This is a genomic window from Pantoea sp. PvP021, assembly GCF_054056055.1.
Genome location: NZ_JBSRXX010000006.1, coordinates 218144 through 241476 on the forward strand (window position 1 = coordinate 218144; position 23333 = coordinate 241476).

Annotated in this window: 21 protein-coding genes; 14 read left to right on the forward strand and 7 right to left on the reverse strand. The window is 56.7% G+C overall.

What is annotated here, in order from left to right:
- The first annotated feature begins 42 nt into the window (after positions 1-42).
- Together corA and ACVKSX_RS16930 are read left to right on the forward strand one after the other, a co-directional pair.
- Positions 43-996 carry a magnesium/cobalt transporter CorA gene (gene corA / locus ACVKSX_RS16925; protein ID WP_003854370.1) on the forward strand — a complete coding sequence of 318 codons (954 nt, stop codon included), beginning with the start codon at positions 43-45 and terminating at the stop codon, positions 994-996.
- 97 nt (positions 997-1093) lie between these two features.
- The gene (locus ACVKSX_RS16930) at positions 1094-2146 is read left to right on the forward strand and encodes an AbrB family transcriptional regulator (RefSeq protein WP_354439229.1); all 1053 of its coding nucleotides are present in this window, start codon (positions 1094-1096) and stop codon (positions 2144-2146) included.
- Here ACVKSX_RS16930 and rarD read toward each other — a convergent pair.
- Both rarD and ACVKSX_RS16940 read right to left on the reverse strand, forming a co-directional pair.
- A complete protein-coding gene (gene rarD / locus ACVKSX_RS16935) occupies positions 2117-3016 on the reverse strand; it encodes an EamA family transporter RarD (RefSeq protein WP_010257306.1) in 900 nt (299 codons plus the stop codon). The two genes, ACVKSX_RS16930 and rarD, sit on opposite strands and share 30 nt — an antisense overlap.
- Before the next feature lie 23 nt (positions 3017-3039).
- Positions 3040-3510, reverse strand: coding sequence for a thioesterase family protein (locus ACVKSX_RS16940; protein ID WP_010257304.1), 471 nt, complete (start codon positions 3508-3510; stop codon positions 3040-3042).
- A gap of 194 nt (positions 3511-3704) precedes the next feature.
- On the opposite strand from ACVKSX_RS16940, the gene pldA reads away from it, so the two are divergent.
- The 4 genes from pldA (at position 3705) to ACVKSX_RS16960 (ending at position 8106) form a co-directional block, all read left to right on the forward strand.
- Complete coding sequence (gene pldA, locus ACVKSX_RS16945; RefSeq protein ID WP_010257301.1) at positions 3705-4583, forward strand: phospholipase A; 879 nt, start codon at positions 3705-3707, stop codon at positions 4581-4583.
- A 24-nt stretch (positions 4584-4607) separates the two neighbouring features.
- Positions 4608-6437, forward strand: coding sequence for an ATP-dependent DNA helicase RecQ (gene recQ / locus ACVKSX_RS16950; protein ID WP_354439232.1), 1830 nt, complete (start codon positions 4608-4610; stop codon positions 6435-6437).
- Between the two features lie 12 nt (positions 6438-6449).
- The gene (gene rhtC, locus ACVKSX_RS16955) at positions 6450-7073 is read left to right on the forward strand and encodes a threonine export protein RhtC (protein ID WP_010257296.1); all 624 of its coding nucleotides are present in this window, start codon (positions 6450-6452) and stop codon (positions 7071-7073) included.
- A gap of 223 nt (positions 7074-7296) precedes the next feature.
- The gene (locus ACVKSX_RS16960; RefSeq protein WP_354439238.1) at positions 7297-8106 is read left to right on the forward strand and encodes a DUF1460 domain-containing protein; all 810 of its coding nucleotides are present in this window, start codon (positions 7297-7299) and stop codon (positions 8104-8106) included.
- 53 nt (positions 8107-8159) lie between these two features.
- Here ACVKSX_RS16960 and rhtB read toward each other — a convergent pair whose 3' ends face one another.
- Positions 8160-8783 carry a homoserine/homoserine lactone efflux protein gene (rhtB, locus tag ACVKSX_RS16965; protein WP_050680554.1) on the reverse strand — a complete coding sequence of 208 codons (624 nt, stop codon included), beginning with the start codon at positions 8781-8783 and terminating at the stop codon, positions 8160-8162.
- Positions 8784-8895: 112 nt separating this feature from the next.
- Here rhtB and pldB point away from each other — a divergent pair, with 112 nt between their 5' ends.
- Positions 8896-9888, forward strand: a complete 993-nt coding sequence (gene pldB, locus ACVKSX_RS16970; RefSeq protein ID WP_010257288.1) for a lysophospholipase L2 — start codon at positions 8896-8898, stop codon at positions 9886-9888.
- 52 nt (positions 9889-9940) lie between these two features.
- Positions 9941-10741 (forward strand): sugar/pyridoxal phosphate phosphatase YigL, encoded by an 801-nt coding sequence (gene yigL, locus ACVKSX_RS16975; protein WP_010257286.1) that lies wholly within the window; start codon positions 9941-9943, stop codon positions 10739-10741.
- Positions 10742-10790: 49 nt separating this feature from the next.
- On the opposite strand, the gene glpT is transcribed toward yigL, so the two are convergent.
- Entirely contained in the window at positions 10791-12131 is a 1341-nt protein-coding gene (gene glpT, locus ACVKSX_RS16980) for a glycerol-3-phosphate transporter (RefSeq protein WP_010257284.1), read from the reverse strand.
- 374 nt (positions 12132-12505) lie between these two features.
- Here glpT and ACVKSX_RS16985 point away from each other — a divergent pair, with 374 nt between their 5' ends.
- Positions 12506-13369, forward strand: coding sequence for a carboxylate/amino acid/amine transporter (locus ACVKSX_RS16985; protein WP_033773271.1), 864 nt, complete (start codon positions 12506-12508; stop codon positions 13367-13369).
- Positions 13370-13691: 322 nt separating this feature from the next.
- Here ACVKSX_RS16985 and ACVKSX_RS16990 read toward each other — a convergent pair whose 3' ends face one another.
- Together ACVKSX_RS16990 and metR are read right to left on the reverse strand one after the other, a co-directional pair.
- Positions 13692-14171: a YehS family protein gene (locus ACVKSX_RS16990; RefSeq protein ID WP_010257278.1), complete on the reverse strand. Its 480-nt coding sequence runs from the start codon at positions 14169-14171 to the stop codon at positions 13692-13694.
- Positions 14172-14254: 83 nt separating this feature from the next.
- A complete protein-coding gene (metR, locus tag ACVKSX_RS16995; protein WP_003854400.1) occupies positions 14255-15181 on the reverse strand; it encodes an HTH-type transcriptional regulator MetR in 927 nt (308 codons plus the stop codon).
- Between the two features lie 144 nt (positions 15182-15325).
- On the opposite strand from metR, the gene metE reads away from it, so the two are divergent.
- Positions 15326-17596: a 5-methyltetrahydropteroyltriglutamate--homocysteine S-methyltransferase gene (gene metE / locus ACVKSX_RS17000; RefSeq protein ID WP_010257271.1), complete on the forward strand. Its 2271-nt coding sequence runs from the start codon at positions 15326-15328 to the stop codon at positions 17594-17596.
- 56 nt (positions 17597-17652) lie between these two features.
- Here the strand turns inward: metE and ACVKSX_RS17005 are convergent, their stop codons facing one another.
- Positions 17653-18486, reverse strand: coding sequence for a dienelactone hydrolase family protein (locus ACVKSX_RS17005; RefSeq protein WP_010671680.1), 834 nt, complete (start codon positions 18484-18486; stop codon positions 17653-17655).
- Between the two features lie 303 nt (positions 18487-18789).
- On the opposite strand from ACVKSX_RS17005, the gene udp reads away from it, so the two are divergent.
- The 4 genes from udp to ubiE all read left to right on the forward strand — a co-directional run bounded on the left by udp (position 18790) and on the right by ubiE (position 23331).
- Positions 18790-19551 (forward strand): uridine phosphorylase, encoded by a 762-nt coding sequence (udp, locus tag ACVKSX_RS17010; protein WP_010257266.1) that lies wholly within the window; start codon positions 18790-18792, stop codon positions 19549-19551.
- Positions 19552-19643: 92 nt separating this feature from the next.
- Entirely contained in the window at positions 19644-20912 is a 1269-nt protein-coding gene (locus ACVKSX_RS17015) for a tetratricopeptide repeat protein (protein WP_354439233.1), read from the forward strand.
- An 85-nt stretch (positions 20913-20997) separates the two neighbouring features.
- Positions 20998-22497 (forward strand): DNA recombination protein RmuC, encoded by a 1500-nt coding sequence (gene rmuC, locus ACVKSX_RS17020; protein WP_307381237.1) that lies wholly within the window; start codon positions 20998-21000, stop codon positions 22495-22497.
- 75 nt (positions 22498-22572) lie between these two features.
- Positions 22573-23331 (forward strand): bifunctional demethylmenaquinone methyltransferase/2-methoxy-6-polyprenyl-1,4-benzoquinol methylase UbiE, encoded by a 759-nt coding sequence (gene ubiE / locus ACVKSX_RS17025; RefSeq protein WP_008926452.1) that lies wholly within the window; start codon positions 22573-22575, stop codon positions 23329-23331.
- Positions 23332-23333: the final 2 nt, after the last annotated feature.

Here is a 23333-nt window from a genome sequence, read left to right on the forward strand (position 1 = left end):
GGACTGCCTTGTCCCATTTAGTCTGCAATGGGGAGTATTGCTATGCTGAGCGCATTTAAACTGGATCACAGCCGCCTGACGCGACTGGAGCTGGAAGACGAAAACGACAAACTGACGACCTCTGTCTGGGTCGATCTGATCGAGCCGGAAGAGGGCGAACGTGATCGCGTGCAATCTGAGCTAGGCCAGAGTCTGGCAACACGGCCTGAGCTGGAGGATATCGAGGCCTCGGCACGCTTCTTCGAAGATGAAGATGGTCTGCATATCCACTCCTTCTTCTTCTATGAAGATGCTGACGATCACGCCGGTAACTCCACCGTGGCGTTCACCATCCGTGAAGGCCGTCTCTACACGCTGCGCGAACGTGAGCTGCCTGCGTTCCGTCTCTATCGCATGCGCGCCCGTAATCAGACCCTGATCGACGGCAATGCCTTTGAGCTGCTGCTCGACCTGTTTGAAACCAAAATCGAGCAGCTGGCGGACGAAATCGAGAACATCTACAGCGCACTGGAGAAACTCAGCCGGGTGATCATGGAAGGTCAGCAGGGCGAAGAGTACGATCAGGCGCTGTCGCGACTAGCGGAACTGGAAGATATCGGCTGGAAGGTGCGTCTCTGTCTGATGGATACCCAGCGCGCCCTGAACTTCCTGGTACGCAAAGCACGTTTGCCGGGCAATCAGCTGGAGCAGGCGCGTGAAATTCTGCGCGATATCGAATCGCTGCTGCCGCATAACGAATCACTGTTTCAGAAGGTCAACTTCCTGATGCAGGCGGCGATGGGTTTCATCAACATCGAGCAGAACCGCATCATCAAGATCTTCTCGGTGGTCTCCGTGGTGTTTCTGCCGCCGACGCTGGTGGCCTCCAGCTATGGGATGAACTTTGAGTTTATGCCGGAACTGAAGTGGAGCTTTGGTTATCCGGCCGCGATCGGCCTGATGATTCTGGCCGGACTGGCGCCTTATCTCTATTTCAAACGTAAAAACTGGCTTTAAAATAAGAACGGGCCATCTGAGATGGCCCGTTCTGCTGGCTCCTGTCCCCATTTCTGCGTAATCTTACCCTCCTGTTTTTACAAATTATTAACTTCTTATGGGCGCTTTTTCGTTGCGCGCGCAGTGGACGCTGCTGCTGCTGATCTCGGTATTGCTGGGCGCGGTGCTGCACTATTTTCATGTGCCCGCTGCGCTGTTACTGGGACCGATGATTGTGGGTGTAGTGATGGGGCTGTCGGGTGCCACGCTGCGAATTGATAAACGGCTGTTCCTGCTCGCTCAGGCCGTACTGGGCTGCATGATTGCGCAGAGTCTGTCGCCTTCGATTCTGGTCCCGCTGATCCAGGACTGGCCTATCGTGCTGGCGGTGCTGCTGCTGACGCTGGCGGCCAGCGGCCTGTCAGGTTTTCTGCTGGTGCGCTTCAGTCATCTGCCTGGCCCGACCGGCGCATGGGGATCGTCGCCGGGCGGTGCATCGGCCATGGTGGCGATGGCGGGTGACTTTGGCGCTGACGTGCGGCTGGTCGCATTTATGCAATATCTGCGGGTGCTGTTTGTCGCCTCGGCGGCCGCGCTGGTGGCGCGCATCGGGCTGGGTGATGAGGCGCACAGCGTCTCGCTGCTCTGGTTTCCACCGCTGAATCAGGGCTTTGTTATCACCCTGGTGGTGATGCTGACGGGCGCGTGGCTGGGCACCCGACTGCGCATTCCTTCTGGCGCGCTGCTGCTGCCTGCGCTGGCGGGTGCGGCACTGCACAGTAGCGACATCGCGGTGTTACAGGTGCCGGAATGGCTGCTGGCCGTGGCCTATGCACTGATTGGCTGGAGCGTGGGATTACGTTTCACCCGCCCGATTTTTCTGCTGGCACTGCGCACGCTGCCGCAGATGCTGGCCTCGATCTTCGGGCTGATGCTGTTGTGTGGCGGGCTGGCGTGGATGCTGACGCGAATGCTGGATATCGATCTGATGACGGCCTATCTCGCCACCAGTCCAGGCGGGCTGGACACGGTGGCGATCATTGCGGCAGGAACCCAGGTCAACATGGCGTTTGTGATGGCGTTGCAGACGTTGCGTCTGTTTACCATCCTGCTGACCGGCCCGGCTTTAGCGCGCTTTATTTCACGCTATGCGCGAACGGGAACGGAATGAAAACGCCACCGCATCGCAGACAAATACCAGCAGCGCCAGCCAGATAAAGCCAAAAGTCACCATCTTGTCTGGCGTGATGGTCTCACCGTAAAACGCGACCGCCAGCACAAACATCAGCGTCGGGCCGAGATACTGAAAGAAGCCTACGGTGGAAAGTCGCAGACGGCTGCAGGCTGCCGCAAACAGCATCAGCGGAATGGTGGTTACAATGCCCGCCGCTATCAGCTTCAGGTTGAGACTCAGTGGGTTGGCGGATAAGTGGCTGGTGGCGCTGTCGGCAAAACCAAACAGGTAAATCGCCGCCAGTGGAAACAGCCACAGGGTTTCAATCAGCATGCCGCTCTGCGCATCGACCTGAATCTTTTTGCGCACCAGGCCATACAGGGCGAAGCTCAGCGCCAGGCCCAGCGCGATAATCGGTAACGACCCAAACTGCCACAGCTGCACCAGTACGCCGACGGTGGCCAGCAGCACGGCGAGCCACTGCAAGCGGCGAAACCGTTCGCGCAAAAACAGCATGCCGAACACCACGTTGATCAGCGGGTTAATAAAGTAGCCCAGGCTGGCTTCCAGCATATGCTGATTGTTGACTGCCCAGATAAACAGCAGCCAGTTGCCGCCGATAGTCACGGCCGTCAGCGCCAGCAGCAGCACTTTTTTAGGCTGGCGCAACACGCTGCGAACGCCGGGCCAGCTGCGGCTCAGGGTAATCAGTAACAGCATAAACAGTGCAGACCAGATCACCCGGTGCGTCATGATTTCCGTGGCGGGAACCTGCTTTACCAGTTTGAAATAAGCGGGCGCAATGCCCCAGATAAAGTAAGCGCCCAGTGCAAAGCCAACGCCCTGGCGGGTTTGTTGCGTATCCATATGCGATCCATTCAATGGTGTGGTTAGCCGATAAGATAGGTGGCGGTAGCCGTGGCGATATAATCGCCCTGTTGATTGTGCAGTTCCACGCGCGCCACAGCGACTTTGTTACCGGCGCGCAGCAGGCTGCTGGTGGCGGTGAAGCGTTCGCCGCGTCCGGGACGCAGATAGTCGACGCGCATATCAATGGTACCCATGCGTGACAGACGCTGGCGCAGATCCGCTTCGCTGATGCTTTCCTGACGGGTTAACGCATTACTGACGCAGACCATGCCCGCCGCCACATCCAGTACCGACGCGATAACGCCGCCGTGCAGAATCTGCTGCGCCTGGTTGCCCACCAGCATGGTTTTGTTATTGAAGCTGATCTCTGCGTAGTCTGCGTCAAGGCGCATCAGTTCCAGGCCCAGCGCCTGATTAAACGGCATGTGATAAACGAAAATTTCGCCGACCAGCTGGCGAGCGTCCTGCTGTGTCAGCACAGGTGATGACATGATGATGTGTCCTGAAAAAATCGGGCCAGAGGGGCGCGGAACATGAATGAGTTGTGTATTCTATGCCGCCTGCGAGGGTGTTTCCAGTTTAAGAAATCAGCACTCATGCTCACTGCCATTTGCGTGTAGAATGGCCTGCTTTTTACGACACCCTTTCAGTTACTTTGATACGCAGCTGCTCACCGGAGAATTTTATGCGTAAGCATCGCGCCTTGCTGGCGGCAATGTTGATATTTCCTGCGCTGGCGCAGGCGGATGAAGCCCATATTAAAGAGGTTCATGACGCGCCACAGGTTCAGGGCAGCATTATTGCTAACCTGCTGGAGAAGCATGACAACCCGTTTGTTCTCTATCCTTACGAGAACAACTATCTGCTTTATACCTATACCAGCGACCTCAATAAAGAGGCGATCTCCTCCTATAACTGGGGAGAGAATGCCCGCAAAGATGAAGTGAAATTCCAGCTCAGCCTGGCGTTTCCGCTGTGGCGCGGTATTCTGGGCGACAACTCGGTGCTGGCAGCCTCTTACACCCAGCGTTCCTGGTGGCAGCTGTCGAATAGCGCTGAGTCATCGCCATTCCGTGAGACCAACTATGAGCCGCAGATTTTCCTGGGCTGGGCGACCGACTATTCGCTGGCGGGCTGGACACTGCGTGATGTCGAAGTGGGTCTGAATCACCAATCCAACGGACGAAGCGATCCCACCTCGCGCAGCTGGAACCGCGTCTATGCGCGTCTGATGGCAGAGAATGGTAACTTCCTGGCGGAAATCAAACCCTGGTATCGCATCCCTGAAGGGGCGAACAGCGATGATAATCCTGATATCACCAAATACATGGGTTACTACCGCACCCGTCTGGGCTATAAGCTCGGCGACAATATCTTCAGCGTAGAGGGTAACTATAACTGGAACAGCGGTTATGGCGGCGCGACCCTGGGCTGGAGCTACCCTATCACTGAGCACGTTCGCTTCTATACTCAGGTGTTTAGCGGTTACGGTGAATCACTGATCGATTACAACCATCGCCAGACGCGTCTGGGTGTGGGTGTAACACTTAACGACTTGTTCTAATCCATAACGAAAGACAGGAATCGCGTGGCAACCTCGGCAGTTCTTAATCAGGAAGCGCTGGCGCAGCAGGTATTGCAGGATACCTTCGGCTACCAGCATTTTCGTCCCGGTCAGCAGACGATCATTAATGAGGCGCTGAGCGGGCGCGATTGTCTGGTGGTGATGCCCACCGGCGGTGGTAAATCGCTCTGTTATCAGATCCCTGCGCTGGTGCGCGAGGGGCTGACGCTGGTGGTGTCGCCGCTGATCTCGCTGATGAAAGATCAGGTCGATCAGCTGCTGGCGAACGGCGTGGCGGCGGCGTATCTCAACTCCACCATGACGCGCGATCAGCAGCAGACGGTGATGGCCGACTGCCGAACCGGTCGGGTTAAGCTGCTCTACATCGCCCCGGAACGCCTGATGATGGATAACTTCCTGGACAGTCTGGCGCACTGGCAACCGGCGATGCTGGCGGTGGATGAAGCGCACTGTATTTCCCAGTGGGGCCACGATTTCCGTCCGGAATATGGCGCACTCGGCAAGATGCGTCAGCGCTTCCCGGAATTACCGGTAATGGCGCTGACCGCGACCGCGGATGAAACCACCCGCAACGACATCGTTAACCTGCTGCATATGCAGGATCCGCTGATCCAGATCAGCAGCTTTGACCGCCCCAATATTCGCTACACGCTGGTGGAGAAATTTAAACCCACCGATCAGCTGCTGTGTTACGTTCAGGATCAGCGCGGCAAGTGCGGCATTATCTACTGCAACAGCCGGGCGAAGGTGGAAGACACCGCCGCGCGACTGCAAAGCCGGGGCTTCAGCGTTGGAGCCTACCACGCCGGTATCGACAGCGAGCAGCGTGGCCGGGTGCAGGAAGCGTTTCAGCGTGACGATCTGCAAATCGTGGTGGCGACGGTGGCCTTTGGCATGGGCATCAACAAGCCCAACGTCCGTTTTGTGGTCCACTTCGATATTCCGCGCAACATCGAGTCCTATTATCAGGAAACCGGGCGAGCCGGACGTGATGGTCTGCCTGCCGAAGCGATGATGCTTTACGACCCGGCCGATATGGCCTGGCTGCGTAAATGTCTGGAAGAGAAAGTGCCCGGGCCGCTGCAGGATATTGAGCGTCACAAACTCAACGCCATGGGCGCGTTTGCTGAAGCGCAGACCTGCCGCCGTCTGGTGCTGCTGAACTATTTTGGCGAGGGCCGCCAGCAGCCGTGCGATAACTGCGATATCTGTCTTGACCCACCTAAACGTTATGACGGCCTGGTTGAAGCGCAAAAAGCCCTCTCCGGCATCTACCGCGTGGGGCAGCGTTTTGGTATGGGCTATATCGTTGAGGTGCTGCGCGGGTCCAACAATCAGCGTATCCGTGAGCAGGGTCATGACAAACTGCCGGTCTATGGACTGGGCAAAGATCAGAGCCACGAACATTGGGTGAGCGTGTTACGTCAGCTAATCCATCTGGGGCTGGTGACGCAGAACATCGCTATGCATTCGGCTCTGCAGCTCACCGAAGCGGCGCGCCCGGTGCTGCGCGGTGAAGTGCCACTGATGCTGGCGGTGCCGCGTTTGATCACCGCAAAAACAAAAAGCAGCAGTCCGGCGAAGTTTCACGGTGGTAACTACGATCGCAAACTGTTCGCCAAGCTGCGTAAGCTGCGAAAAGCGATCGCCGATGAAGAGAATATTCCGCCTTACGTGGTGTTCAATGACGCCACACTGATAGAGATGGCAGAACAGATGCCGGTCAGCGCGTCAGAGATGCTCAGCGTCAACGGCGTGGGTCACCGCAAACTGGAGCGCTTTGGCAAACCTTTCCTGGTGATGATCAAAGAGCATCTTGATGATGAAGAGTAAAGGACACTGATTATGCTGATGTTATTCGCCACTGTGGCGCTGGTGCATCTGGTGGCGCTGATGAGCCCCGGCCCCGATTTCTTTTTCGTGTCACAGACTGCCGCCAGCCGCTCGCGCAAAGAGGCGATGATGGGTGTACTGGGCATTACGCTGGGCATTGTGGTCTGGGCGGGTGTGGCGCTGATGGGGCTGCATCTGATTCTGGAAAAAATGGCCTGGCTGCATCAGATCATCATGGTCGGCGGTGGACTTTATCTGTTGTGGATGGGCTGGCAGCTGATGTGCTCGGCACGTCAGCGTCATAAACAGCCGCAGCAGGATGAGCCGGTGGTTGCGTTGCCGAAACGCGGCATGAGCTTTCTCAAAGGCCTGCTGACGAACCTGTCGAATCCTAAAGCCATTATCTACTTCGGCAGCGTCTTCTCGCTATTTGTTGGCGACGATGTCGGTTCGGCGGAGCGCTGGGGTCTGTTCCTGCTGATTGTCGGTGAAACCTTTGCCTGGTTTACCCTGGTGGCGGCGATTTTTGCGCTGCCGTGGATCCGCGCTAAGTATCAGCGACTGGCGAAATGGGTCGATGGCATGGCCGGCGTACTGTTTGCCGGTTTTGGTATCCACCTGATTCTTTCGCGTTAAACACCGTTTCAGCCCTTATGCCGGAGTGCGCGTTGCGCCTCCGGCAGAAACCTCCCTTGCTGTCGCTTCCTCCAGAGAGTTCGCTTGTGTGACGGATGTCACATTCCAGGGCTCAGGGAGTTTTGCTGTTGCAACCGCAGATAAATCGTCACTCTTTATTAATCATTCATATCCATATCTCCATTAAAGTCGGGAAGCAGGCGCAACGTTTATGGAGAGGATGATGAGAGTGAAGTTCATATTACTGGTGTTGATGACGGCCTGTATCAGCGCCTGCGCCTCGCCTGATGCCGCCCGCAACCCTGCGCCAGAGCCGGGCCAGACCGATGAGGTTACCTCGATCCTGATGCAGACGCTGCCCGATGTCGATCAGACGCAGGGCGAAAGGATTAGCCGGATCTCTGCGACGTTTCTCGGAACACCCTATGAAGCGGATACGCTGATCGGTTCTCCCACGCGTCCGGAAGCGCTGGTGATCAATTTCAACGGTGTGGATTGTTACACGCTGCTTGATTACGTGCAGGCGCTGAGCCGCAGCCACGATCGTGCCAGCTTTGAGGCTAACCTGATTCAAACCCGCTACGCTGGCGGTGAGGTCATCTACCGGAATCGTCGCCACTTTTTCTCCGACTGGTTTGCCGATAGCCCGCGCAATGCCGATGACGTGACCCGCACTCTTAGCCCGGATACGGTGACGGTGGTGAAGCACCTGAATCGTCAGGCCAGCGGAGCAGAACAGGTGCCCGGTCTGGGTGTGATTGCACGTCCTGTCACTTACATTCCGGCCCGGGCGATCACACCGCAGGTGCTGAAGCAAATTCAGACCGGCGATTACGTGGGGGTTTACGCCACCAGTCAGAGCCTGGATGTTACGCATGTGGGGATTGCTGTCCGGCATGATGGCCGCTTGTGGTTCAGGAACGCCTCTTCGCTGGCCGTTAATCGAAAAGTTGTCGATGCGCCGTTCAGGGAATATATGCGTTCGAAGCCGGGCATCATTGTGTTGCGTGCGGTTCCACTGGCAGCGCCGTAGCGGGGCCAGGGAATAAGGGATAATCTTCCGCGCCGAATTCGGCGCGAAAGACGTTAAGCGATTTTTCTGGCGCTGGCCAGCAGTGCGCCTACCGCCATAAACAGCCCGCCAAAAATGCGGTTCATTAACTTTATCTGTTTTGGTCCCTTAATCCAGCCCGCAATCCGCGTTGCCAGCGTGGCGTAGCCAATCATCACGATGATATCGACCACAACGGTGGTGACGCCCAGCACCAGATACTGCATAAATAGCGGCTGATGCGGCTGAATAAATTGCGGGAACAGGGCGGCGAGGAAGACGATACTTTTCGGGTTGGTCAGGTTAACCAGCACGGCGCGTTTGAACAGGCGACGACGCGGCATCGCTCTGGCGACTGCATCCAGATCAATGCCACCCGCTGAGCGCCACTGCTGAATACCCAGCCAGACCAGATAGGCCGCACCGGCCCATTTCAGAATCTCAAACGCCAGCAGCGACTGAGAAAACAGCGCGCCCAGACCGATGCCGACCAGCACGATATGCAGCGCCAGGCCGACCTGCAAACCGGAGATAGAGGCAACCGTGCCGCGATAGCCGTGGCTGATACCGGTACTCATGGTGTTGATTGCGCCGGAACCGGGCGACAGGCTGAGAATTGTAGTGGTAAGCAGATAGGTCAGCCACCATTCGATGGTCATGGGTCAGGCTCTCTTTAGTAGCGGAATTGTGACACAATACGCCAGAAATAAGCGCGGCGCTACGGCCTGCGCATGGCATTCAGGACTCTTTATCCGGTCATCAGGAGGGCGAATGAATCAACACAAAGCCAGCTGGCTGCGACGAGAAAAAGCCTTTGCTGCCTTCGCTACCGGGCCACTGCTCGATTTCTGGCACAGCCGCGAAGAGCTTGAGTTTACCGGCGTGGGTAATCTGACGCTGCGCTACGTCCGCTTCACATCACCGCAACACAAGCGTGTGATCCTGATTGTGCCGGGACGCATCGAGAGTTACATAAAATATCCTGAGCTGGCGTACGATCTGTTTCACTGCGGATTTGATGTGGTGATCCTTGACCATCGCGGTCAGGGGCGTTCCGATCGCCTGCTGGAAGATTCACACCGCGGTCACGTGGCGGAATTTACCCATTATGTCGACGACCTTGAAACGCTCTATCTGAAAGAGATTATCAGCGGTCACTACCAGCAGCGCTATGCGCTGGCTCACTCCATGGGCGGCGCAATCTTAACGCTGTTTCTGGCGCGTCAGCCGCAGGCGTTTCATGCGGTCGCGCTGGTGGCGCCGATGTTTGGCATTGCTTTACCGTTGCCCTCTTTTCTGGCCCATCGGATCCTGGACTGGGCGGAGAAGCGTCCGGCGATGCGCGATGGCTATGCGCTCGGCACCGGCCGCTGGCGTGCGCATCCGTTTGGCATTAACCGGCTGACGCACAGCACCGAGCGTTACCGGCGAAACCTGCGCTTTTATGCGGACGATCCGGCGATTCGCGTTGGCGGGCCAACCTACCATTGGGTACGTGAAGGCATCCATGCAGGTCGCAACATCATCAGTCAGGTCGATAAGATCACCACGCCACTGCTACTGTTACAGGCCAGCGATGATCGGGTGGTCGACAATCGTTCGCAGGACCTTTTTTGTGCCGCGATGGCAGCGGCGGGTCATCCGTGTGAGGGCAATAAGCCACGGGTGATCGACGGTGCGCGTCATGAGATCCTGTTTGAAAAGGATGAGATGCGCGCCGAAGCACTCAATGCAGTGGTCGACTTCTTTTCCTCGCACCACTGACGTTATTTATCCGACCGGTTAAGGCCGGCAGAACCAGATACCCGAGGTTTTCATGTATCACATCGTTGCATCCGATCTGGATGGCACGCTGCTTTCTCCCGAACATCGTCTGACCCCTTTTGCGCGTGAAACGCTGCAGCAGCTGGTCGCGAAAGATATTCACTTTATATTCGCCACCGGCCGTCATCATATCGATGTCGGACAGATGCGCGACAGCCTGGCGATTCCGGCCTATATGATCACCTCAAACGGCGCGCGCGTGCACAACGCAGAGGGCGAACTGGTGTTCAGTCATAATCTGGATGAGGATATCGCCAGCGATCTGTTTGGCCTGCAATATCATCACAGCGATATCCTGACCCACGTTTACCGCGACGATGAGTGGTTTGTCAGCCGCTCAAGCCCGGCTGAGCAGGACTATTTCCGCGAGTCGGTGTTCAACTATCAGGTCTATGAGCCGGGTCTGCTGCCAACCGATAATATCAGCAAGGTCTTTTTCACCTGCGAAAATCCCGAGCATCTGATCCCGATGGAACAGGCGATTGAAGCGCGCTGGGGCGATCGGGTTAACGTCAGTTTCTCACTGCCTACCTGTCTGGAAGTGATGGCGGGCGGCGTGTCGAAAGGGCATGCGCTGGAAGCGGTCGCGAAAACGCTGGGCCATTCACTGGAAAGCTGTATCGCCTTTGGCGACGGCATGAACGATGTGGAGATGCTGAGCATGGCGGGTAAGGGCTTTATCATGCAGAACGCCCATCAGAGGTTGAAAGATACGCTGCCGGAGCTGGATGTGATCGGTTCAAATGCCGATGATGCCGTGCCGCAGACGCTGCGCACGCTCTATCTTGCTTAAGCCGTCAGCGCAAAAAAAGGGCCGGATATCCGGCCCTTTTTTATTGCCGTCAGGCAGGGGTCTTTTTGTGTTTGTGTTCGCTGACCATGGTCAGTAACAGCAGGATAACCGCCAGCACACAGCCAGCAATCATCACCATGAAGCCGCCGTCCCAGCCGAAGTAATCGACGGTGTAACCGACAATGGCGCTGGCCGCCACCGATCCACCCAGATAGCCGAACAGGCCGGTGAAGCCCGCCGCCGTCCCCGCCGCTTTTTTCGGGGCCAGCTCCAGCGCGTGCAGACCAATAAGCATCACCGGACCGTAGATCAGGAAGCCAATCACAATCATACAGGCCATATCGACGCCAGGATTGCCCGCCGGGTTAAGCCAGTAGATCACGGTCGCGATGGTTACCAGCGTCATAAAGAACACCCCGGTCGCACCGCGATTACCGCGGAACACTTTGTCCGACATCCAGCCGCACAGCAGCGTTCCGGGGATCCCCGCATACTCATACAGGAAGTAAGCCCACGACGATTTATCCAGCGTGAAGTGTTTTACTTCTCTGAGATAGGTCGGCGACCAGTCGAGAATGCCGTAGCGCAGCAGATAAACAAACACGTTGGCCAGCGCGATGTACCACAGCAGCTTGTTCGGCAGCACATATTTCATGAAGATCTGTTTAGCCGTCAGCTCCTCTTCGTGGCTGGCATCATAGTCGGGCGGATAGTCGTTTTTGTACTCTTCAATCGGTGGCAGACCACAGGATTGCGGCGTATCGCGCATCAGCGCAAAGGCCAGAATCGCAATGGCGATGGCGCCAAACGCCGGCATATAGAGTGCCGCTTTCCAGTCGTTGAACCACGCCATACCGAGCAGGAACAGCAGAGGCGGAATACCGCCGCCGACATTATGGGCGCAGTTCCAGACCGAAACGATCCTGCCGCGCTCTTTCTGCGACCACCAGTGAACCATGGTACGTCCACAAGGTGGCCAGCCCATGCCCTGGAACCAGCCGCAGATAAACAGCAGCACGAACATCACCATAATGCTGGAGGTGGCCCAGGGAACGAATCCCATGATCAGCATCACTGTCGCAGCCAGAATCAGGCCTGCCGGTAAGAAGACGCGCGGGTTTGAGCGGTCAGAGACCGATCCCATGATGAATTTTGAAAAGCCGTAGGCGATGGATATGCCGGATAAGGCAAAACCGAGATCGCCACGTGAAAAACCCTGCTCTACCAGGTAGGGCATGGCGAGTGCGAAGTTTTTTCTGACCAGATAGTAGGCGGCGTAACCAAAGAAGATCCCGATGAAAATTTGCCAGCGCAGACGACGGTAGAGCGGATCAACGTGATCCTCCGCCACCTGCGGCTGACGTGGTGCAGGTTTAAAAATGCTCAGCATCAGTGAGGCCCTCCAGGGCACATTATGGTTTTTAATTCCCAGCAGGTTGGGGCAGGAAAAGAGCAGAAGAAAATGGACGCAGAATGTTCCATTTCGCGCAAAGAATAGTGTTAGTTGCGCAACGTTACTGTGATGAATGACACATTTGTTACACTTTTATTACATTCTGGAGCGGAAGTGATCATGCGATGGATCATTTCGCGCATTTTATCTGGCTGAAAAATCTTTATGCAGACAGTTATGTCAGGAGGCGAGAGTCCTTTACCGATGGATATTCTGATCGCCTGGTTTGTAATCAGATGTCAACCAGATTTCACAGCCTGATGGCAGCACATTGTTTACACTGACGGCCTGTTAATTTCGGGGTCGTCACCGTGTTTTTATTGATTATTACCACCATTCTGTGGGCCTTTTCGTTCAGTCTGATTGGCGAATACCTTGCCGGGCAGGTGGACAGCTGGTTCTCTGTACTGATGCGACTGGCGCTGGCTGCGCTGGTATTTTTACCTTTCCTGCGCTGGCGTGGTCATCGCCCTTCAACGCTGTTGCTTTACATGCTGGTCGGGATGCTGCAGCTGGGCGTGATGTATCTGCTGAGTTTCGAAGCCTATCTCTATCTTAGCGTGTCGGAATTCCTGCTGTTTACGGTGATGACGCCGCTTTATGTGACGCTGATTTACGATCTGATCAGCCGTCGTCCACTGCGCATCGGCTATATCTTCAGTGCACTGCTGGCTGTGGCAGGTGCGGCCATTATTCGCTATGACAAAGTCAGCGATCATTTCTGGTTTGGTCTGCTGTTAGTGCAACTGGCAAATATCTGCTTTGCGGCGGGAATGGTGGGCTATAAGCGTCTGCAGGAGACCCGCCCGATGCCGCAGCACACGGCCTTCTCCTGGTTCTATCTGGGTGCAGTGTTGATTGCGGTGATCGCCTGGTGTGCCTGGGGCAATCCACAGAAGTTGCCGACCACCTCATTGCAGTGGGGCATTCTGGTCTGGCTGGGCATTGCGGCTTCCGGTCTCGGCTATTTTATGTGGAATTATGGTGCGACCCAGGTCGATGCCGGCACGCTGGGCATTATGAATAACATGCACGTTCCTGCCGGGCTGCTGGTGAATCTGGCTATCTGGCAGGAGAAACCGCACTGGCCAAGCTTTATTGCGGGCGCACTGGTGATCCTCGCCTCGTTGTGGGTGCATAAGCGCTGGGTGGTGGGGCGCGGTGACCGATCATAAACAGTGCTGTTGCATGGGTGCGGCCTCCCGGGCTGGCGCGTCCGATCGCGAAGGAATCTTCCAGGATGGTTCAGAAATGCTCCCGGCGCTTTTTTTCCCTGCGACGAAGGCTCTAACGATGACCCGCTTTCACTCCCCAGGGCTGGCCTGGTGTTGCTAATTAAAAAGCCATGAAGAAGCTTAAGGGAAGAGGTGGCGCAACTGAGGAGCAAAGCGTCCGAGCCAGGGATGGCGAGGCCGTGCTGCATGGATGCAGGCTTTCTTTGCGATCAGATGCGCCACTTCTGACCACGCAGGTACCCGAAGCGATCAGCCACAGACGTTAAGCAGGCTTTTCACTCTTAGGACGCTGAATCATCGCCAGCCCTTTCAGGAAGTTACGCAGAATCTGATCGCCGCATTCGCGATAGTTCTTATGATCAGGTTTGCGGAAAATCGCACCAATCTCAGCCTGTGAAACGGTAAAATTCACGCGTTTCAGTACATCAGGAATGTCGGTGGTTTTCAGATCAAAAGCGATACGCAGCTTTCTCATGAAGATGTTATTGGTCATCTTGCGCTCAATCGACGGCGCGGGCGCATCTTCACTTTTGCCGCGACGGTAGAAGATCAGGCCATTCAGGAAATAACCCATCAGCACATCGGGGCAGGGACGGAACGCAGCATCGTCATCTTTTTTCAGCCACGCCTGAATATCCGCCAGCGGCACGTCACATTGCGCCAGCGCAAAAATCTCCACCATTTTGGCATCGCTCAGGTTGAGCATATAGCGCACGCTGCGCAGAATATCATTGTTAGTCATGGTGAAATCTTCTCGTGGTCAGTCGACAGGCTGCGCATTATAGGGGATTTTGCCCGCCTTCGCGCAGGTTTGTGCCCGCCAGATTATCGCTGCAACACCGCACCGGGCAGCGCGGCGTCGCGCACAAAAGGCAGATGCTCACAGGCGTGCTGACGGGCAAAGCGGATAAACGCTTCCAGCACCGGCTGACGTTGCTCCCCTTCGCGCACGGCCGCATAAAGACGGCTCCACAGGCCATCGCCCAGCGTGCGGGTGACCACCAGACCCTGCTTCTCAAAACTCTCCACCACCCAGTGCGGCAGCGCGGCAATCCCCATACGTGCCGAGACCATCTGAATCATCAGCAGGGTGTTATCCACACTTTTCAGTGCCGGACTGACGCCTGCGGGCTGCAGGAAGTGACGCCAGATATCCAGACGCTGACGCTGCACCGGATAGATCATCAACACCTCATCGGCTAGATCTTCCGGCGAAATCTGCTCAACCTGCGCCAGCGGGTGATCCGTTGCCAGCACCAGCCGCACTTCATAATCAAACATCGGGGAGTAGAACAGACCCGAGCGCGCCAGGATATCGGAGGTCAGCACCACATCCAGCTCACCCTGTTGCAGGGCGGGTTGAGGATCAAAGGTCACGCCCGATTTGAAATCCATCACCACCTGCGGCCAGCTCTGACGGAATTTATCCAGCGCGGGGGTCAGCCACTGAATGCAGCTATGGCACTCTATTGCCACCCGCAGCGTGGTCTGATGTGGCTCATGGCAGGCCTGCAATGCCTGCTGAATCTGCGGCAGCACCTGCTCTGCCAGCTGCAGCAGAATATCGCCCTGCGGCGTAAAGCGCAGCGGCTGACTTTTACGCACGAACAGGCGGAATCCCAGCCGCTGCTCCAGATCGCTGAACTGATGAGACAACGCCGATTGCGTCTGATGAAGCTGGGCCGCCGCCGCCGCCAGCGAGCCCGTATTGCGCAGAGCCTGAAGCGTCCGCAGGTGCTTGAGTTCGATCATGAGAGTCCTTCACATCGAAAATGAACATATTGCGCTTGAGCAATATACAGTACCCGCAGAGTATAGCAGTGTAAACATCTGGACGGCTAAACATCTTTGGCTGCCCATTTCAGCCAAAGTGAAAGATTATCTGGAGAACAGCACATGACTATCCTGAACCATACCCTCGGCTTTCCCCGTATTGGCCTGCGCCGTGAACTGAAAAAAGCGCTGGAGAGTTACTGGGCTGGCGACAGCACGCAGCAGGCGTTACTGGCGACGGGCCGTGAGCTGCGTGCGCGACACTGGCAACAACAGAAAGAGGCGGGCGTCGATCTGCTGCCGGTCGGCGATTTCGCCTGGTATGACCATGTGCTGACCACCAGCCTGATGCTGGGTAACGTGCCCGCGCGTCATCAGAACAAAGCCGGCACAGTGGACCTCGACACCCTGTTCCGCCTGGGACGCGGTCGTGCGCCGACCGGTGAGCCTGCGGCGGCGGCAGAAATGACCAAATGGTTTAACACCAACTATCACTACATGGTGCCGGAATTTACCCAGGGTCAGACGTTTAAACTGACCTGGACCCAGCTGCTGGACGAGGTGGATGAGGCACTGGCGCTGGGACACAACATCAAGCCAGTGCTGCTGGGGCCGGTGACGTATCTGTGGCTGGGTAAAGTGAAGGGTGAGCCGTTTGAACGTCTGTCGCTGCTGGAGGGAATTCTGCCGGTCTATCAGCAGGTGCTGGCGGAACTGGCTAAGCGCGGCATCGAATGGGTACAGATTGATGAACCCGCTCTGGCACTGGAGCTGCCGCAGACGTGGCGCGAAGCCTTCCAGCCGGCGTATGACGCACTGCAGGGTCACAGCAAACTGCTGCTGACCACCTATTTTGACAGCATCGGCCAGAACATTGATGTGATTCGTGCGCTGCCGGTGCAGGGGCTGCATGTCGATCTGGTCCATGGTCGTGATGATATTCAGCAACTGAATCAGCAACTGCCCGCCAGCTGGCTGCTGTCGCTCGGCGTGATCAACGGACGCAACGTCTGGCGCGCCGATCTGAGCCGCTGGTTCAGCCGCTTGCAACCGCTGACCAGAGCGCGTGAACAGGTGTGGATCGGCTCCTCCTGCTCGCTGCTGCATAGCCCTATCGACCTGAGCGTCGAGACCCGTCTGGATGATGAAGTCAAAAGCTGGTTCGCCTTTGCGCTGCAGAAATGTGCCGAGCTATCACTGCTGAGTCAGGCACTCAACAACAACGATGCGACGGCGCTGGAAGCCTGGAGCGCACCGGTACACGCCCGCGCTCACTCCCGCCGCGTGCATAATGCGGCGGTGGGCCAGCGTATTAAGGCCATTACCCCACAGCACAGTGAACGCCAGAGCGCTTATCCGGTGCGGGCGGTCCTGCAGCGTCAGCGTTTCAATCTGCCAGCCTGGCCTACCACCACCATCGGCTCTTTTCCGCAGACCACTGAAATTCGCGGCCTGCGCCTCGACTTTAAACAGGGCCGGCTCGACAGCAACCATTACCGCACCGGCATCGCGGAGCACATTAAGCAGGCGATTCTCGAACAGGAGCGGCTGGGGCTGGATGTGCTGGTTCACGGTGAAGCGGAACGTAACGACATGGTTGAGTACTTCGGCGAACATCTGGAGGGGTTTGTCTTCACACAGAATGGCTGGGTTCAGAGCTACGGTTCACGCTGTGTGAAACCGCCTGTCATTATTGGCGATGTCAGTCGTCCGGAGGCGATCACCGTTGAGTGGGCCAGATATGCCCAGTCGCTGACCAACAAGCCGGTAAAAGGGATGCTGACCGGTCCGGTAACCATCCTCTGCTGGTCATTCCCGCGTGAAGATGTGTCACGCGAAACCATCGCGAAACAAATCGCGCTGGCGCTGCGTGATGAAGTCGAAGACCTGGAGAAGGCGGGCATCGGGATTATCCAGATTGATGAGCCTGCGCTGCGTGAAGGTCTGCCACTGCACCAGTCTGAATGGGCCGCCTACCTGAACTGGGCGGTGGAGGCCTTCCGACTGAATGCGGCGGTGGCGCGGGATGAAACCCAGATTCACACCCATATGTGTTACTGCGAATTTAACGACATTATGGACGCTATCGCGGCGCTGGATGCCGATGTGATCACCATCGAAACCTCGCGATCTGACATGGACCTGCTGGAGGCGTTTGAGAACTTCGACTACCCGAATGAAATCGGTCCCGGCGTCTACGACATCCATTCGCCTAATGTCCCCAGCGTGGAGTGGATAGAAGCACTGTTGCTAAAGGCGGCGAAACGCATTCCGGAAGCGCGTCTGTGGGTGAACCCGGACTGCGGTTTGAAAACACGGGGCTGGACGGAAACGCGTCAGGCGCTGGCGAACATGGTGACGGCAGCGAAGAAATTGCGTGGAGAAACGGCGTAGGGAATCGGGTCTGGTGGGGCGAAAAAATCAGGGGCGCATAAGCGCCCCTTTTTCATTTACTGCGATGCAACACCATACTGCCTGAACCAGGCCAGCATCCGCTGCCAGCCATCATTGGCAGATTCAGCATGGTAGCTTGCACGATAGTCAGCATTAAAGGCATGGCCCGCTTCGGGATAGACGATGATCTCTGCGGTTGCATTGGCGGCATGCAGTGCCTGACGCATCTGCTCGACGCTCTCCAGCGGGATACCCTCATCCTGGCCACCATACAAACCTAATACTGGCGCATTCAGGTCGACCGCAATATCAATAGGATGCTTCTGCTGCTTCAGCGTACGCTCACCGGTCAGTCGTCCATACCACGCCACGGCGGCGCGCAGTTGCGGGTTATGCGCGGCGTAGAGCCAGCTGATGCGACCACCCCAGCAAAAACCGGTGATGCCCATGCGACGAATATCGCCGCCGTTGCGTGCGGCCCAGTTGGCGGCATGATCGAGATCGGCCAGCACCTGGCTGTCAGGCACTTTGCTGACCAGCTCGCTGAACAGCGTCGGGATATCATTATACTCAGCGGGATCGCCCTCGCGGAAATAGAGCTCAGGCGCAATCGCCAGATAGCCTTCCAGCGCCAGGCGGCGGCAGATATCCCGGATGTGTTCATGCACACCAAAGATCTCCTGCACGACCAGTACGACTGGCCACGGGCCTTCCGCTGACTGGGGTTTTGCAAAGAATGCCGGCATATTTTCGCCCTGGCTGGGCACTGAGGTTTCACCCGCGTGAATCGCCGGGCTGTCGGTAATGATGGTGGTGGAGGCGGTGGGCTGCACGGCAGGGGCAAAGCCGCCCGTCGCCGGTTTTTGTGCCATATTATCACTGGGTTTCATTATTCTCTCCGTGCAAGCATTTGCGCAATCACGTAACTATAGCCTGGCCGGAAAGCGTATGCGCCAGGTGTCGGGTCACAGAATCAGCAGCGAATAAAATCATCCTTCTCTTTAACATTGCGCAGACCCTGACACAGCCCCACCGAGAGCTATCCGCACCAGGAAGATGCTATTGTGTGATTTTCGTCACAATTTATCTTTCGGGAAATGTAACTTTCATTTTCTTAAGTGAATGTTGTCACATATTTATTGGGCGTGCTGGCGTAGAGTGGCGCGCTACCTTCCCTTAACAGGAGTCTGAAAATGACACAGTCTGACGTTTTCCATCTTGGCCTGACCAAAGCCGATCTGCAGGGCGCCACCCTGGCGATTGTGCCGGGCGATCCGGAGCGCGTGAAGAAAATTGCCGGACTGATGGAAGATGCCACGCATCTCGCCTCACACCGTGAATTTACCTCCTGGCTGGCAAAAATTGATGGTAAGCCGGTCGTGGTCTGCTCAACCGGCATTGGCGGTCCGTCGACCTCGATTGCGGTCGAAGAGCTGGCACAGCTTGGCGTACGTACCTTCCTGCGTGTCGGTACCACGGGCGCTATCCAGCCGCATATCAATGTCGGCGATGTGCTGGTGACCACCGCATCCGTTCGCCTGGACGGGGCCAGCCTGCATTTTGCGCCGATGGAGTTTCCGGCAGTGGCTGATTTCGCCTGCACCACCGCGCTGGTTGCCGCCGCAGAAGCCTGTGGCGCGAAAACGCATATCGGCATCACCGCCTCTTCTGACACCTTCTATCCGGGTCAGGAGCGCTACGACACCGTCTCGGGCCGCGTAGTCAGTCGCTTCAGGGGATCGATGAAAGAGTGGCAGGAGATGGGCGTTCTCAACTATGAGATGGAATCCGCTACACTGTTAACCATGTGCGCCAGCCAGGGTCTGCGAGCCGGCATGGTGGCGGGCGTGATTGTGAACCGCACTCAGAAAGAGATCCCGGATGCGGTCACCATGAAACAGACAGAAAGTGACGCAGTGAAGATTGTGGTCGAAGCGGCGCGTCGCTTACTATAACGACCGCGTCTGGCAGCAGGTTTTTTGTCCAGACTCAAAACCTGCTGCCGGTAGTTAACGGCGCGTAATATCAGTGAAACCTGAGAGTTTTTATGCGCAATACTATTCCCGTCCGACGTCCTGCCCCTGGTGCTAATCCGGCCGCACTCAAAGCCATGCTGGAACGCAGTGCCGAACGTTTCCGTGCCGCCATGCAACAGGGCGACTATGCGCTGGCCGCTCAATGCTGTGAAGAGGTATTGCGCACGATGCCCAATCAGATGCAGGTGCTGAGCGACTACGCGCTCTGCCTGCTGCGTCTGGGTCAGTACAATAAATCGTACAAAATCTACCAGAAAATTTATCAGTCACCGCCCGCTGTACAGGCTACCGCCTCCGAAACCTGGCTGGATGGCCTGACCGAAGTGTGTGGCTGGCTGGATAAAAAGGATGAGGTGACGCGTCATGGGCTGGCCTCGCTGATGCGCTCTGATGCGCGTTTCAGCCAGGGGCAGCGCGCCACATTTCCCGCTCCGCAACCGGAGCCTGTCGATCTCACTCATCCGCACCAGAATGTCATCGCTTTCTGCCTCTATGGCGATCAGCCGCGCTACTGTGAAACCTTAATCAAAAACGTTGAAGTGGCGCCTGAACTCTATCCCGGCTGGGTCTGCCGCATCTATCTCGATGACAGCGTGCCGCAGCATGTCTGGCAGCGCCTTGACCAGCCGCACGTCCAGCTGATCGATATGTCCCACGAGAAAACGCTGTTTCCGACCCTGTGGCGTTTCCTGGTAATGGACGATCCGGGCGTGAAGCGTTTTATCGTGCGTGATGCCGACTCGCTGCTCTCGGAGCGCGAAGCGGCAGCGGTAAACGCCTGGCTGGCGTCGCCTTACTGGTTCCACCATATGCGTGACTACTTCTCCCATACTGAGCTGCTGCTGGCAGGGATGTGGGGCGGCTGTCACGGCGTCTTCCGGGATGTGGAACAGGCGATGCGCGATTTCATTGCGCAGTATCAGGGCAGCCAGCGCTTCACCGATCAATATTTCCTCAAGGTGGCGTTGTGGCCGACGGTGCGTGAAAGCCTCCTGAGCCACGATGAGTTGTTTCATTTTCATCAGGCCAAGCCGTGGCCTGACCATGCCCCCGTGCGCTGGCAGACGCCGCATTTCCATGTGGGCAGCAATGCCGGTTTTGCCAGTATGACCGGCAAATCCAGCGCCGCTGAGGGAAGCAGACAGCGCGTCGCGATCACCTCGGGCGGGACAACCTGGCACTATCTGGCGCAGGTTAAAAAGGGTGAATGGCTATTGCCCATGCCGTTTTTCCTGATTGATGAGTGGCAGGCTGGCAAGCTCACGGTGGCGGCGCTGTAAGGCGCTGAACCCTGCTAAAATTATCTGGACATTCATACAGTGCGACTCTACCTTTCCCTCAGCAGCCTGAGTCGCGGGGGAAATCATGGATCAGCACATCATTATCAGCGCCTGTCTGGCGCTTGCCGGGTTAGGGATTGGCTGGATGCTGGCACAGTTACGTGCCGGCCATCAGGTCGCCAGTTTCCAGACCGAGCGCCGTCTGCAGGAAGAGGCGCAACAGCGTCAGCAGCAGCAAATCGAACAGCTTCAGCAGCAGACGCAGCAGCGTGAGCAGGAGCTTCGTCAGCTGCACGGCGCGCTGAGCGGCGCCAATGAGCGACTGCAACAGCTTGATTACTGGCGTAATGAAAGTGAGCAGCTTAATCGTGAACTGCGCAATCAGCTGGAGGTCAACAGCGCACAGGAAGCGGAGCTGCGTGAGGTGACCATTCGCCTTGAAGAGACCCGTTTCGCCGCAGAAGAGAAACAGCGCCTGCTGACCAACAGCGAACAACGCCTTAGCGCCCAGTTTGAAAACCTCGCCAACCGTATTTTCGAAAACAGCGGCCGTCGCGTCGATGAACAGAACCGGCAAAGTCTGGACGGGCTGATTGGTCCGTTGCGTGAACAGCTTGATGGCTTCCGTCGTCAGGTTCATGAAAGCTTTGGCGCAGAAGCGCGTGAGCGACATACCCTGACCCATGAAATCCGGCAGTTACAGCAGCTGAATGCGCAGATGGCGCAGGAGGCGCTTAACCTGACCAAAGCGCTGAAGGGCGATAATAAAATCCAGGGTAACTGGGGTGAAGTGGTGCTGAGCCGGGTACTGGAAGCTTCCGGACTGCGTGAAGGCTACGAATATGAAACCCAGGTGAGCATTCAGTCAGAACAGCAGGGCAGGATGCAGCCGGATGTGATTGTGCGCCTGCCGCAGGGCAAAGATGTGGTGGTGGACGCCAAAATGACGCTGGTGGCCTATGAGCGCTACTTCAATGCGGATGATGAGATCCTACGAGAGCAGGCTATTCAGGAACATGTCGCTGCCATGCGGGCGCACATCCGCCTGCTGGGACGAAAAGATTATCAACAATTGCCCGGCTTACGATCGCTGGATTATGTGCTGATGTTTATCCCGGTGGAGCCCGCCTTTTTGCTGGCCATTGACCGCCAGCCTGAGCTGATTGGTGAGGCGCTGCAGCAGAACATCATGCTGGTCAGCCCCACCACGCTGCTGGTGGCGTTGCGTACCATTAATAATCTGTGGCGCTATGAGCATCAGAGCCGCAATGCACAGCGTATTGCCGATCGGGCAACGCGGCTCTATGACAAGATGCGGCTGTTTGTCGATGACATGAGCGGCATTGGTCACAGCCTGGACAAGGCGCAGAACAGCTATCGCGAGGCGATGAAAAAGCTGTCAGAAGGGCGCGGCAACCTGATTGCGCAGACTGAAGGATTTCGTGCGCTGGGTGTGGAGATCAAACGACCAATTAATCCTCAGCTGGCCGAACGAGCCATGCCGGAAAACCGGGCGGCTGATGACGCAGATGATGACAGTGATGCGGATGAGAGTGAGATGCATGTGAGGCGCCTCCACGAATAGTATGGGCGCAGCGTGCCTGACTTCCGTGACTCTGATACACTTCGGGAAGTATTGTTTGTGGAGCAGGTAAAACCGATGGCAGATGAATCACAGCAGGAAACTACCCATTTTGGCTTTCAGACGGTCGCCAAAAGCGAAAAAGCTGACAAAGTCGCGGACGTGTTTCACTCCGTAGCGGCAAAATATGACCTGATGAACGATTTGATGTCGTTTGGCGTCCATCGTATCTGGAAGCGTTTTACCATTGACAGCAGCGGCGTACGTCGCGGTCAGCGCGTGTTGGATCTGGCGGGGGGTACCGGCGATCTGACGGCTAAATTTTCTCGCCTGGTGGGCGAAACGGGTCAGGTTGTACTGGCCGATATCAACAGTTCCATGCTGAAGATGGGCCGCGAAAAGCTGCGCAATCAGGGCGTGGTCGGCAACGTGAGTTACGTACAGGCCAATGCCGAAGCCCTGCCTTTCCCTGATAACTATTTCGACTGCATTACCATCTCTTTTGGCCTGCGTAACGTTACGGAAAAAGAGAAGGCGCTGGCCTCTATGTTCCGGGTACTCAAGCCGGGCGGACGCCTGCTGGTGCTGGAGTTCTCTAAACCCGTCCTGGATCCGCTGAGCAAAGCGTATGACGCCTACTCGTTCCATATTCTGCCGCGTATCGGACAGCTGGTGGCGCAGGATGCAGAGAGCTATCGCTATCTGGCCGAATCGATCCGCATGCATCCCGATCAGGAGACCCTGAAAGCGATGATGAACGATGTCGGTTTTGAAAATACCACTTACTCCAATATGACCGGCGGCATTGTGGCGCTGCATCGTGGATTTAAGTTCTGAGT

Excerpts from the sequence above, each read along its gene's own strand:
- corA (WP_003854370.1), top strand. The coding sequence starts at position 43 with ATGCTGAGCGCATTTAAACTGGATCACAGCCGCCTGACGCGACTGGAG.
- ACVKSX_RS16930 (WP_354439229.1), top strand. The coding sequence starts at position 1,094 with ATGGGCGCTTTTTCGTTGCGCGCGCAGTGGACGCTGCTGCTGCTGATC.
- rarD (WP_010257306.1), bottom strand. The coding sequence starts at position 3,016 with ATGGATACGCAACAAACCCGCCAGGGCGTTGGCTTTGCACTGGGCGCT.
- ACVKSX_RS16940 (WP_010257304.1), bottom strand. The coding sequence starts at position 3,510 with ATGTCATCACCTGTGCTGACACAGCAGGACGCTCGCCAGCTGGTCGGC.
- pldA (WP_010257301.1), top strand. The coding sequence starts at position 3,705 with ATGCGTAAGCATCGCGCCTTGCTGGCGGCAATGTTGATATTTCCTGCG.
- rhtC (WP_010257296.1), top strand. The coding sequence starts at position 6,450 with ATGCTGATGTTATTCGCCACTGTGGCGCTGGTGCATCTGGTGGCGCTG.
- ACVKSX_RS16960 (WP_354439238.1), top strand. The coding sequence starts at position 7,297 with ATGAGAGTGAAGTTCATATTACTGGTGTTGATGACGGCCTGTATCAGC.
- rhtB (WP_050680554.1), bottom strand. The coding sequence starts at position 8,783 with ATGACCATCGAATGGTGGCTGACCTATCTGCTTACCACTACAATTCTC.
- pldB (WP_010257288.1), top strand. The coding sequence starts at position 8,896 with ATGAATCAACACAAAGCCAGCTGGCTGCGACGAGAAAAAGCCTTTGCT.
- yigL (WP_010257286.1), top strand. The coding sequence starts at position 9,941 with ATGTATCACATCGTTGCATCCGATCTGGATGGCACGCTGCTTTCTCCC.
- glpT (WP_010257284.1), bottom strand. The coding sequence starts at position 12,131 with ATGCTGAGCATTTTTAAACCTGCACCACGTCAGCCGCAGGTGGCGGAG.
- ACVKSX_RS16990 (WP_010257278.1), bottom strand. The coding sequence starts at position 14,171 with ATGACTAACAATGATATTCTGCGCAGCGTGCGCTATATGCTCAACCTG.
- metR (WP_003854400.1), bottom strand. The coding sequence starts at position 15,181 with ATGATCGAACTCAAGCACCTGCGGACGCTTCAGGCTCTGCGCAATACG.
- metE (WP_010257271.1), top strand. The coding sequence starts at position 15,326 with ATGACTATCCTGAACCATACCCTCGGCTTTCCCCGTATTGGCCTGCGC.
- ACVKSX_RS17005 (WP_010671680.1), bottom strand. The coding sequence starts at position 18,486 with ATGAAACCCAGTGATAATATGGCACAAAAACCGGCGACGGGCGGCTTT.
- udp (WP_010257266.1), top strand. The coding sequence starts at position 18,790 with ATGACACAGTCTGACGTTTTCCATCTTGGCCTGACCAAAGCCGATCTG.
- ACVKSX_RS17015 (WP_354439233.1), top strand. The coding sequence starts at position 19,644 with ATGCGCAATACTATTCCCGTCCGACGTCCTGCCCCTGGTGCTAATCCG.
- rmuC (WP_307381237.1), top strand. The coding sequence starts at position 20,998 with ATGGATCAGCACATCATTATCAGCGCCTGTCTGGCGCTTGCCGGGTTA.
- ubiE (WP_008926452.1), top strand. The coding sequence starts at position 22,573 with ATGGCAGATGAATCACAGCAGGAAACTACCCATTTTGGCTTTCAGACG.